Origin of the sequence: Sphingobacterium siyangense, from assembly GCF_007830445.1 — a bacterium.
Lineage (GTDB): Bacteria > Bacteroidota > Bacteroidia > Sphingobacteriales > Sphingobacteriaceae > Sphingobacterium > Sphingobacterium siyangense.
Window position 1 is genome coordinate 80,050 of the sequence record NZ_VLKR01000014.1, and the last position, 12,733, is coordinate 92,782.

The following is a 12,733-nucleotide window of genomic DNA, read 5'->3' on the forward strand; positions in this document are numbered from 1 at the left end:
CGATGACTTCTGCCTATTTACGCGATCTCAATTGAACCTGTCGCTACAGGAAGTCGTCTATTTCATCTCGGGCTTTCACCCTTCAGATGGACTATTATTTCTTTACCAATACCTCTTGCTCAAACAGGATCCCATCCCAGCCATTTGTCCTAAATTGACGGATGTTCTGATGTCCCTCTCCCTCAGGATTATCGAGTACATTCTGATAATGCTCGGCAAAAAGGCGCAAAGTATCCTCCTGCGAAAGACCATTCAACTTTGCAAAATAGAAAACTTTTGCACTGCCTTGATTTTCTTCTTTCGAATTTTTCAACGTCCCATTCTGAAATGCACTGGGACTATAGCTGTAATGATCGGCAATATGAGTCAATACTTCCTGAAACTGTAATTCGCTTCCTTTTGATTTAATCAATAATTCTGCTGTATTCATCTTGATGTTATACCTTTTAAAATCTATTCTAATTTAATTTCTCAACCATAAACCTGAACGAACAGGCATTAAGCGCTCTTAAATAACTCCATGCAGCGAGCCTCCCTTTGCAGCAAGCTGATCCACACGTCTTTCCACCGCTTCATCTTTAATCAAAGCCGGGGCATGGTGGGGTTTTGTCCGCGCATCAATAATCAGAGGACCTTCACAACCCCAATGTTTAAATGCTGTAAAACTATTTATTCCATAAATATCATACGCAGGATTACTCCGGGTAAACGTTGTCCAAACAAAGTTATTGACAGTAGCAGCGGTAAAGTTAGCATCATCGCATAAAACGATCAATGGAAAACCTTCCCAGGAGCTTGCAGCGGCAGCACGACACCATTCCGCCATAATTTTCGATTCATGCTCGTATGTGGAGAATGCCTGTCCATCTATCGCAATAACACCAGGTATGACAAATTTTGCCTGATTAAAAGGTCGTGGCAGCTCAAAATTGGCTGGCAATTCACGGCCCAATGTTCTTTTCTTTGTACCAGCGGCAGCAAAAACCACCTTTGAACCGGCATTTAATCCATCGCCGGAATAATCTAAGGTATCAATAGTCGTATTGGTCTGAAAATGAACATCTCGAGTAAGGTCTATGCGTTCAAGGATATGCCCCAAAAAAGCCGGAATATCATAAATATCCAATTGCGGATTATCTTCATGTGCTGAAATAAACAAATATTTAGCAAGGCTGAGCTGATTTTTACCCAGTATCTGATTGGCTATTGTTAAAATTTCCTGCGGTCGATCGACACGCTGATAAGGCGTATACCGTTCAGACCCTATTGCAAAAAGCAAGGGATGTACACCAGCCGCATCAACAGCATTAACGGCATGGAGACCCGAAATCTCCTTTGGAATAGCCGCACCCGTAATTTCATGGATTAAAGCACCAAAGCTAGTATCTTCCTGCGGGGGTCGCCCCACAACCGTAAAAGACCAAATTGGATTTTTCTTGTGGTACACATTATGCACCTTCATCAAAGGAAACGGATGAGTTAAGCTATAATAGCCGATATGGTCCCCAAAAGGACCTTCCGGTTTATTTTCGTTGGGATAAACGGTACCTGTAATAACAAAGTCCGCATCCGCAGAGATACAAAAGCCTTCATCATCATAAAAATAGCGAAATCTTCTATTTCCCAATGCTCCGGCAAAGATCATCTCGGAGAGTCCTTCCGGTAGTGGCATTACTGCAGACAAGGGGTGGGCTGGAGGTCCGCCGACAAAAACACTCACCTTTAAAGGTTTACCGAGCGCGTTTGCCTTAGTTTGATGAACCCCGATACCACGATGTAATTGATAATGTAAACCAATCTCCTGATCGGGCAGATAATCATTCCCAGAAAGCTGAATCCGGTACATCCCCAAATTAGCCTGCATAATACCAGGTTTGGCAACATCTTCCGTATATACCTGCGGCATCGTCACAAAAGCGCCACCGTCCATTGGCCAGTTGACAATCTGCGGAAGTTTACTAATTGATGTTTTTCCGTGAAGTATGGGAGCCCCCGACTTTTTTTTCCAGGGCAAAGCTCCTAGGGCGGTCATCGATGAACCAATATATTGAAAGGGATTTTTCAGCACTGCGGCAGGATTCATCTTAACGTCCACCAATTTTTTCAGGTGATCCAACGAATCCCGAAACATAAACTTCGAACGATCCAGCGTTCCAAATAAATTAGATACAGCGGGAAACTCCGAACCTTTGATATTTTCAAAATACAATGCCGGTCCTTCAACATCAAATACCCGCATATGAATTGCAGCCATCTCCAGATACGGATCGACCTCTTCTTTGATCCGGATTAAATGGCCATGTTTTTCAAGATCCGCAACACATGCTTCTAAACTATTGTATCCCATATATTAAATCTGCTTCAACACGTTAATTCACAAATTTAACAGAATAATTTATTAAACAGGATATAAAGAAAAAACCTTTACCAATCTACTATCACACTCCCCTACAATCGTATACAACCAACATAAGATGGCCAAAACACCCTAAAAGCAACGTTCAAACAAAACAAGCACATCGCGCAAGGGCTTCAGTAGCCCACTAGGTATCCATGCAGACATAGGATTTCAAAGGAGTAAATTCAAATGCCTGCACCCGTTGCCAAGTTGAATTATCTACATTTTTCTCATAATAAAGTACTCTTCTAAATTCGTCGATATCTTCTTTATTGATATCATTCAACCTTGTCAGCAAGAGTTTAGCAAAAAATTTATTGACGCTAATTTCTCTCTTTTGACTCTCGGAAGTGCACTTAAGGAAATGGTAAAATAAGCCTCTAAATGTCATTTCTTCATTGCCGCCAAGGTAAATAATCTCTGATATAAAATTATTTTCCCAAGGCATTTCCCGCAGCCAGCGGTATACATCGAGCAAAGGCAGCGGTCGAAACTTCAGCGAAGCGACCCAGTTCCAATAAAATATGGTCTGCCGTTTGGCAAGTTTCGCAAATATCCGATTTAAAACACTCTCTTTCCCGATCACGCTACTTTTAATCACAATGGTATATTGGACACGTAAGTTCTCCAGTAGATCACGTACAGGCTCCAAGAAATGTTCATCCATTAGCCTTGCGACATAAATGACACGATTATTTCCGCCACGTTTACAAATTTCCACGAAATTGCGCAGACCAAGCAATTCAAGCTGAAGCTGTATATCGTTATCGAGTGAAGGAACTTGTGTAAAATAAATCCCAAAATTGAGATCAGCAATTTGAAAACGCTCGAAAGCTTCTCCTTTCCGTAGCAGGTCCAATTCAAAAAGCTTTGCCGTTACCTTTTCTTTTACTATTTTATTAAAAAGGGATAAGTTGCGCACTAATCCCGTCACATCAAAATCGCTGGATTGCAAATAACAGGATGCCCGTCGTCCCAAATAGGTATTTAGCCCGCTGATTAAAACCTTTTTCATTCGTATTCTCTATTTTTATGGCTATGAAACCATCGCGATTTAATGATTCGTTCTCACGATCGTGAGCCATTAAATAAGATCGTTTCTTCCTAGTCGCTGTATTTATGTATTACCCTTTCAATCGCTTAAACGAACAAAATCCCTAGGATAGTTTCATTGGTGATGCAGCTATCTTTTCCATGTTTTTCTTACGCTTTTAATCTGTTACTCTGATCGTCTCAAGAGCAACTGCAATAACCTACAAATATCATAATTCCCTGATTTTAGAACAGAGAAACATCAAATAAGTTTAACACTATTTTTATTTTTTCCTAACCAAAATATAGTAAACCATCCAAACAAGTACCGTCATTGTCCTTTTTTTGTCAATTCGCGCATAAATACTTTCAGGAACACAATATCCTTATATATTTGTAAATCTTCTGAAAATAGGCTGCACTAAAAAGTATTTATCTTCACCTCTATGGACAAAAGGGCTACAATGATCTGGTTTAGAAATGATTTAAGACTTCATGACAATGAAGTATTTTATCAAGCTTCTGAAAAAAGTTCATTTATCATCCCGGTATACTGTTTTGATCCCCGATATTTCGACCGCAATCAATTTGGCACCTTAAATACCGGTGTTTTACGGGCGGCCTTTGTCATCGAAGCCGTGACCGCTTTAAAAGAAAAATTAAAGAGCCATGGTAGCGACTTATTAACTTATATTGGCAAGCCTGAAGATATTATCCCAAGAATAGCACAAAAATACCAAGTCAACGAAGTTTATCACCACCGCGAAGTGGCACTTCGGGAGACTTCTATATCGGAAAAAGTAGAAAGTGAGCTTTGGAGCAGTAAAATAAATTTGCGTCATTTCATTGGCCATACCCTGTACCACAAAGAAGACCTCCCTTTCCCTATTAAAGATATACCCAATGGTTTTTCTATTTTCAAGAAAAAAGTTGAGCGGGAAAGTCTAGTTCGGCAACCAATCCCATTTCCGACCAATTTCCTTACCCCTCCCCATCTCGAGGACACCAAAATCCCTTCATTAAAAGATTTAGGCTATTCAGAGGAGGAGATCAAATCTGTTGATGACATCTATATTCTCGGTGGCGAAGACACAGCGCTTAGTATTATGCATGCGGTATTGTCAACCTATCCGGAAACGGACCAGGACCCCTTGATTCTAGGGCCTTTTATAGCTTCAGGTGCCTTGTCACCTATTTTACTCTATAACAATATCAAAAAACTTGGTGAAGGTAAAAAGGACAAACGATTTGAAAAAATTGTCGACATTCTTCTTTGGCGCGATTATTTTAGGTTTATGCTTAAAAAATATCCGAATATATTTTTTAAGCCACAGGGCACTAAAAACAGCTCCCATCAGGATCATCCGACCTTAGAAGGAAATGAGGAATTATTTGAAAAATGGAAATCGGGCCATACAGAACATGATTTTATAAACAGTGTGATGGTCCAATTACAGAAGACCGGCTATATCCCCTATCAAGCACGCCTAATCGCGGCCAGCTATTTAGTTCATGAGTATCAGGTAAACTGGCTTCGTGGCGCCTCCTGGTATGAGGAACATCTATTAGACTATTCTCCGGCAACGGTTTATGGACAGTGGTCTCATATTGCCGGGGTTGGGACAAGTGAAAAAGACAATAAAGCACTGGATTGGCAAAAATTGATCAAAACTCATTTCCCAAATGGACTTCCAAAACTGGAGGAAATACTGGTTAAATAAATCTTCGGCAGAAATAAATAATTCCAATAGAAAATAAATTTGTAGTACGCTAGAAGCCCTTTTTAAATCATGCTAAAAATGTTAAGAATTGGATAGATTTATTGATTAAATAATTCAATTTCAGTATTAGAAACTCTTTTTTTATTCATAACTTTGACAAATTTCATAGTTTTAATTGTAAATGGACAATCTGACATATTTGAGTAATGCTGATTCGGCTTATGTCGATGGCTTATATCAATCGTACAAGCAAGATCCCCAATCGGTAGATTTCGGATGGCAAAAATTCTTTGAAGGTTTTGATTTCGGTCAAAATGCTGGTGGAACAACAAGTTCAGTAGGCGAAGCTACTCCTGAGCACGTATTGAAAGAAATCAATGTGCTGAACATGATCAATGGCTACCGTGACCGTGGCCACCTATTCACACACACTAACCCTGTTCGTGAGAGACGTAAATACTATCCTGGCAAGGAATTAGAAACGTTTGGTCTTGCTGAAGCAGACATGAACACCGTTTTTAATGCAGGTGTTGAAGTCGGTTTAGGTCCAGCAACATTAAAAGACATCCGTCAATTGGTGGAGGATACTTACTGCCGTTCTATTGGTGCAGAATTCAAATATATCCGTAACCCAGAAAAAATTAAATGGTTACAGGACCGTATGGAAGCGGACCGTAACATGCCAAAATTCTCTTTGGACACAAAAAAGAGAATTTTAAACAAATTAAACCACGCCGTTGTATTCGAAAACTTTTTAGGCACTAAGTTTTTAGGTCAAAAACGTTTCTCATTGGAAGGCGCAGAAAGTTTAATCCCAGCATTAGATTCAGTCATTGAAAAAGGTGCAGAAATCGGTATCCAGGAATTTGTTATCGGTATGGCTCACCGTGGCCGTCTGAATGTATTGACTAATATCATGGGTAAATCTTACAAATCAGTATTCTCTGAATTTGAAGGTAAGACTTACGCTGATGATCCTGAAGTAAACTTTGGTGGTGACGTAAAATACCATTTGGGCTTTTCATCTGAGGTCAAAACAAACGATGGCAAATCTGTCCACTTAAGTTTGGCTCCGAACCCTTCGCATTTGGAAACTGTAGATCCAATCGTTGAAGGTATGGTCCGTTCTAAGATTGATTTCAAATACGAAGGCGACTCTTCTAAAATTGCACCGATCATCATTCACGGTGACGCAGCAATTGCTGGACAAGGTGTAGTCTACGAAGTAACCCAAATGTCCAAACTCGATGGTTACAAAACTGGCGGTACGGTACATATTGTCATCAACAACCAGATTGGATTTACAACGAACTACAAGGATGCGCGTTCTGGAACATACTGTACAGACGTTGCAAAAATCACTTCTTCACCCGTGTTCCATGTGAACGGTGATGATGCTGAAGCGGTAGTTTATGCAATTAATTTAGCGGTTGAATACCGTCAAAAATATAAAACAGACGTATTTATCGATCTGTTATGTTATAGAAGATTTGGACACAATGAGGCTGATGAACCAAAATTCACGCAACCATTGTTGTATAAAATCATCGAAAAACATCCGAACCCGAAAGAAGTTTACGCTAAAAAATTAATTACTGAAGGAAGTATTGACGAGGCGTATTCTAAAAATATCGAGAAAGAATTTAAAGCTGAATTGCAAACTAAATTTGAGGAATCTAAAACAGTTGAGGTATTGACTGAAGAGATCCCGATGTTTAAAGGTGCATGGGAAGGATTGCGTCCTGCTAAAAAAGGTGAAGTATTAACAACTTCGGATAAAACGAAAGTTGCAAAAGATCTATTCTTAAAATTAGCGAAAGAAATCACAACCTTACCTTCGGACAAAAAATTCTTCCGTAAGATTACACGTTTGTTTGAAGATCGTGCCAAAATGATCACTGCTGATTCATACGATTGGGCAATGGGCGAATTGATGGCCTACGCGACATTATTGGATCAAGGTAACCGTGTACGTATCTCGGGTCAGGATGTACAACGTGGAACATTCTCACACCGTCATGCGGTATTGACGCTTGAAGATTCGGAAGAGAAATATGTTCCTTTAGCCAATATTAAAGGTGGCGATAAATTCTCTATCTACAATTCGTTACTTTCAGAATATGCTGTTTTGGGTTTTGAATATGGTTATGCATCTTCTAATCCAAATTCGTTGACAATCTGGGAAGCTCAATTCGGAGATTTCTATAACGGTGCTCAAATTATCGTTGATCAATATTTATCGAGTGCAGAGACAAAATGGAAACGTTCTAACGGTTTAGTTATGATGCTTCCTCATGGTATGGAAGGTCAAGGTCCTGAGCACTCTTCAGCACGTATCGAAAGATTCTTAGAGTTATGTGCAGATGAGAATATGATCTTAGCAAACTGTACTACTCCGGCTAACTATTTCCACTTGTTGCGTCGTCAACTTGTACGTGAGTTCCGTAAACCATTGGTTGTATTTACGCCAAAATCATTGTTGCGCCACCCTAAAGTGGTATCACCGTTGAAAGATTTTACAGAAGCTGCTTTCCAAGAGGTAATTGATGATGCAAATGTTGCGGCAAAAGACGTTAAACGCGTGTTATTCTGTTCGGGTAAAGTTTACTACGACTTATTAGAAAAACAAGAAACGGACAAACGCAAAGATATCGCTATCGTCAGATTGGAACAATTATTCCCAATTCCTACAGAGCAATTGAAAGCAATCCGTAAAAAATACAACAAGGCAAAAGAATTTGTTTGGGTTCAGGAAGAAAATGAGAACATGGGAGCATGGTCTTACTACTGCCGTAAACTAATGGGTACTGAGATTGCATTTACAGGTTTTGTTGCCCGTAAAGAAAGTGGAAGTACAGCTACGGGTTACATGAAACAACACGTTGCGCAACAAGCAGAAATCTTAAATAAATCATTCGAATAAAAACAATTTAAAATCAATTGCGTCTTATCTATAGGACGCAATTGTCAATAAAGAACATTATATATGAGCTTAGAAATTAAAGTACCAACCGTAGGTGAATCAATCACGGAGGTAACCTTATCACAATGGTTGAAACAAGATGGCGATTATGTGGAGATGGATGAAAACATCGCCGAACTGGAATCAGACAAAGCAACGTTTGAATTACCAGCTGAAAAAGCGGGTATCTTAAGAATCATTGCACAAGAAGGTGATACTTTAGAAATCGGTGCTGTTGTTTGTACAATTGAAGAAGGCGCTGCTCCTGCCGGTGGTTCAGCTCCAGCTGCTGCTCCTGCTGCAGAAGCGTCAAATGCAGCTCCAGTTGCGGCTGCCGCTGCAAAAGATGAAGATCCAGATAGCTATGCTGCTGGTACAGCTTCTCCTGCTGCTGCAAAAATCTTAAGAGAAAAAGGAATTGATCCTTCTACAATAAAAGGAACAGGTAAAGAAGGACGCATCACAAAAGAAGATGCCGAAAAAGCTCAACCTGTTGCTAAAGCAGCTGCACCAGCAGCAAAACCTGCCGCTGCTCCTGCTGCGACAGTTGCTCCGGTAGCGGGCTCTAGAAACGAACGTCGTGAGAAATTATCTTCATTACGTAAAACAATCGCAAAACGCTTAGTTGCCGTTAAAAACGAAACGGCGATGTTGACAACATTCAATGAAGTCAATATGCAGCCGATCATGGATCTTCGTGCTAAATATAAAGATACCTTTAAAGAGAAATTTGGAATCGGTCTTGGCTTCATGTCATTCTTTACAAAAGCAGTAACAACTGCATTAGCTGAATGGCCTGCCGTGAATGCACGTATCGAAGATAACGAGATTGTATATTCTGATTTCGCAGATATTTCAATCGCGGTTTCTGCCCCTAAAGGTTTAGTTGTTCCGATTATCCGTAACGCTGATGCAATGTCATTGGAACAAATCGAAAAAGCAATCGCTGCACTTGCCGTTAAAGCGCGTGACAACAAATTAACGATTGACGAGATGACTGGTGGTACATTTACAATTACCAACGGTGGTGTATTCGGATCAATGATGTCTACACCAATCATCAATGCTCCACAATCCGCAATCTTGGGTATGCACAACATCATCCAACGTCCTATTGCTGAAAATGGCCAAGTGGTGATCCGTCCAATGATGTATATTGCACTTTCTTATGATCACCGCATCATCGATGGTCGTGAATCAGTAAGCTTCTTGGTTCGTGTAAAACAATTATTGGAAGATCCAGCTCGTTTATTGTTGGGTGTTTAAACCGCAATAAAATTGGAAATATAAAAAGACCTATGCTTTGCGGCATAGGTCTTTTTTTTATGAAAGAGTGTCCTATTATTGGCCAGAAAGAACCTTCAGTTCGCTTCCATTGCTGTGGGTGCCTGCGAAATCATGAAGGTTTTTATTGACATCGGAATAGAAACAATATACTTGACAAATATGAATCGGAGGTAGACGAATATGAATCGCCTTTTTAATTTCTCCCTTTTAATTTTTACTTTCATCTTGTTAAATATCAAGCATATCCTAATATACAGCCGCCCCTGTCATTTAAAGGCCGAATGCGAATATGAAACTTGATATTAAGCAGACAATATCAAGCAAATGAAGTATAAAATTCTACTAACAACCGTATATCTATTACTCGCTGTAATGACATTGTTTGCCAACATGGCAAATCCAATGAGCCCCCATAGTATAACAGGACAGCTTGTTCCTGCCGCAAAGCTGAAAGTCACCAATGAGCGTATTGACATTCATCTTTTGGCAGACACTGCTGATTATAATTCGGACTATCGCAGTCACTTCAGCATTGTCTATAACATCCATGCAGAAGAGGCTATCGAATTGCCACTGGTATTTCTCGCTTTAAATATGGACGGATTAGATCGCATCCTTGTCAATCAGAAAGAAATTGAAGGAAAAAAAATGGATCAGCCCGGTTCAAAATTTCCCTTTTTACGTTTAAAGGATGGCTATTATGAAATCAGCTACGACAGCGATGAATGGAAAAGTATTTCGCTGAATGATGCATTTCATTTTACCGCTAAGCTTCACAAAGGTGATAACAGCATTCAGGTTCAATACAGCGCTTATATGGGCTATGACCGACGGGATATTCGGACCAGATACCAAATTGACTACCTCCTATTCCCTTCTAGGTACTGGTCGTCTTTTGGCCCGATTGAACTGTATCTGCACCTCGACGGGAAGATGGATGTACTTACACAGGATCTGGGAACAGCCAAATTACAAACAGATTCCATTGTTCACTGGAGAATTGATCAGGTAGAAAAGAAAGAGAGTTTTCATATTGAAGTTGGCTTAAAAACCTCCATGTTAGCACAAGCAATTCTTTGGGTACATCCCGAGCTGCTCGCCCTGATCGGGTCAATATGCCTGCTATGCCTGCATATCCGCTGTATTTATCTAAAATACAAAACTGGCCGATACCGCTATGCACTCCTACTTGGAAATCTAATCATTCCAAGCTCTTTCTACTTCTTCATCTGGTTTTGGTCCAGTCTGGCCAACTATCTTGTCAATGGAGTCTTTGACGAAAAGTCCCGCGGTTTTATCCTGTTGGTCATCTTTACCTTACCCCTGATCTACCTCGTCTATGATTTGGTTTTGTTTATTATCGATAGAAGCATTCGCGCTAAATTGAACAGGTAGAAAACCGGCTGCTATTTTTTATAGGTCAGCTTGTTTTCAATCATACGGTTGTTATATTGCTGGATAAAAGCTTTCATCTTGGTCTCCATCGTATCCAATACCGCTGGATGTTGTTTTAACAGATCCTGTTTCATCAAGCGGTCCTTCTTAAGATCATAAAATGAAGTCACTTTCAGTCCATCATAAGACATCATATAATCTTTATAGTAGAGATTATAGCTCCCTGAGTTATTATTAAGCACAAAATTATCCTTACCCGGTTTGAAGGCATCTGAACCAAATGCGAAATAAGGCTCATCATAGTGCAGATAATTCAAAATAGTAGGCATAATATCTATTTGCTGTACCAGTTTATCCGCTTTGCCAACTAGATTATCACCGGGTGCATAAAATATTATAGGGATTTGGAAGCCCCCTGCTGCCGTTTGATATTCCGGCAGGTAGCTTACAGTAGCGTGGTCTGCACAGATAACAAATACGGTATTCTTGTACCAGGGCATTTTCGATGCTGTTGCAAAAAATTCACGCAGCGCATTATCGGTATATCCAATGGGTTCCTGTACCGGCAAAGGTCCTTTAGGAAATTTCCCCTGATACTTTTCAGGTACCTTAAATGGGTGATGCGAAGATAAAGAGAAGAAACTAGCGAAAAATGGCTGATGAAACGTGTTGACCTTATTCGCTACAAATTGCAAAAACGGTTCATCCCAGATTCCCCATATACCATCAAAGTCAGCGTCATTGTTATATTCGTTTTTACCAAAATAATGCTGGATACCCGCCAGTTTCATATAAGCGGAGAAGCCCATGCTGCCATTGGGTGCTCCGTGGAAAAAAGCCGTCTCATATCCCTTTTCCCCTAAAAGCTTCGCTAAGCTTGTGGTTTCATTTCCAGAATATATCGAAAGCACAAAAGGCTCACCAATGGAAGGAATGCCGGTAATGACTGATGGTAAAGCATCAATTGATTTACGGCCATTGGCATAAGTATCTGTAAATGTGTAAGCATTGCGGATTAATGAATCCAAAAAAGGCGTATAACCTTTGTATTTTCCACCTTGGATATCTTTATTCAACTCACCAAAATGTTCTTTTGCAAAACTCTCTAAAATCAGAACGACGACATTTTTCTTCGCAAAGGGCTGGTCTGATTGCGGTACATGAATAGGATTGTATAACTGTTCAAGCTCTTGTTCGGAATAATAATGGACAGGTTTAAGATTAACAGCCTTCAATGTTTTCAATATACTAAATGGCGTATTCAGCACAATATTCATTTCTTCCGGTGTCTCCACATAATCACCCGCATTGCTCAATGTAATGGGACGGGTACTATGGGCCCAACCGCCACGCACACCACCTATGAAAAGAAAAGCAGTCAGTAAAAATAAAGGCAATTGGATCAAAAATGACTTCCAGCTATATTTCGTAGTCCTTTCAATCTGAATAAGCTTATACGATTTAATCAAACCATACACAACCAGTACCAACACTATAATGAGATACCAATAATCCAAACAGAAATCAAAAGCCAGCTTCATCAGGTTGGATTCATTGGAAAATTGGTCAATTACCGTTCCTGTCGTCCTTTTTAGGGTAAATGGATAGTAGGCAAAATCAATCAGATTTAACGCTATACCAATTGAATTGGTCACGACAAAGATCCATTTTGCAACTTTTTGATAGATTTTATTCGATTTAAACGGACCTGGAACAGTCAGCATCACAATATAAAGAATATTAAAATACAGTAGGGCTACAATGTCGAATCGTATACCACCCGCAAACATCACCAAGAGCTTACCTGCATCGACATGAGGAAATAAGGAAGCATTGACGCCATAAAACCCCAATCGCAATAACGCATAGATGACTAAAAGAAAGATAAAACGAATTGCGACAGCAAAATAAGGTGCAAATACTCCTCTTAATTTCATA

8 protein-coding genes are annotated in these 12,733 nt (G+C 39.9%); 4 read left to right on the plus strand and 4 right to left on the minus strand.

The genetic code is table 11. From position 1 onward, the window contains the following. Positions 1-94: 94 nt before the first annotated feature. The 3 genes from IQ31_RS13865 to IQ31_RS13875 form a co-directional block, all read right to left on the minus strand. Entirely contained in the window at positions 95-430 is a 336-nt protein-coding gene (locus tag IQ31_RS13865; protein ID WP_145328329.1) for a HopJ type III effector protein, read from the minus strand. A gap of 78 nt (positions 431-508) precedes the next feature. Continuing rightward, positions 509-2,347, minus strand: coding sequence for a UbiD family decarboxylase (locus tag IQ31_RS13870; RefSeq protein ID WP_145328330.1), 1,839 nt, complete (start codon positions 2,345-2,347; stop codon positions 509-511). A 196-nt stretch (positions 2,348-2,543) separates the two neighbouring features. Then, positions 2,544-3,413 carry a Rossmann-fold NAD(P)-binding domain-containing protein gene (locus IQ31_RS13875; RefSeq protein ID WP_145328331.1) on the minus strand — a complete coding sequence of 290 codons (870 nt, stop codon included), beginning with the start codon at positions 3,411-3,413 and terminating at the stop codon, positions 2,544-2,546. Positions 3,414-3,894: 481 nt separating this feature from the next. On the opposite strand from IQ31_RS13875, the gene IQ31_RS13880 reads away from it, so the two are divergent. The 4 genes from IQ31_RS13880 to IQ31_RS13895 all read left to right on the plus strand — a co-directional run bounded on the left by IQ31_RS13880 (position 3,895) and on the right by IQ31_RS13895 (position 10,795). Then, on the plus strand, positions 3,895-5,151 hold the full coding sequence (locus IQ31_RS13880; protein ID WP_232475611.1) for a deoxyribodipyrimidine photo-lyase: 1,257 nt from the start codon (positions 3,895-3,897) through the stop codon (positions 5,149-5,151). Positions 5,152-5,332: 181 nt separating this feature from the next. After that, positions 5,333-8,074, plus strand: a complete 2,742-nt coding sequence (locus IQ31_RS13885) for a 2-oxoglutarate dehydrogenase E1 component (RefSeq protein ID WP_070562932.1) — start codon at positions 5,333-5,335, stop codon at positions 8,072-8,074. 63 nt (positions 8,075-8,137) lie between these two features. Then, a complete protein-coding gene (gene odhB, locus IQ31_RS13890) occupies positions 8,138-9,379 on the plus strand; it encodes a 2-oxoglutarate dehydrogenase complex dihydrolipoyllysine-residue succinyltransferase (protein WP_070562935.1) in 1,242 nt (413 codons plus the stop codon). A gap of 345 nt (positions 9,380-9,724) precedes the next feature. Continuing rightward, on the plus strand, positions 9,725-10,795 hold the full coding sequence (locus IQ31_RS13895; RefSeq protein ID WP_145328332.1) for a hypothetical protein: 1,071 nt from the start codon (positions 9,725-9,727) through the stop codon (positions 10,793-10,795). A gap of 11 nt (positions 10,796-10,806) precedes the next feature. On the opposite strand, the gene IQ31_RS13900 is transcribed toward IQ31_RS13895, so the two are convergent. Then, positions 10,807-12,732, minus strand: a complete 1,926-nt coding sequence (locus IQ31_RS13900) for an LTA synthase family protein (protein ID WP_145328333.1) — start codon at positions 12,730-12,732, stop codon at positions 10,807-10,809. Position 12,733: the final 1 nt, after the last annotated feature.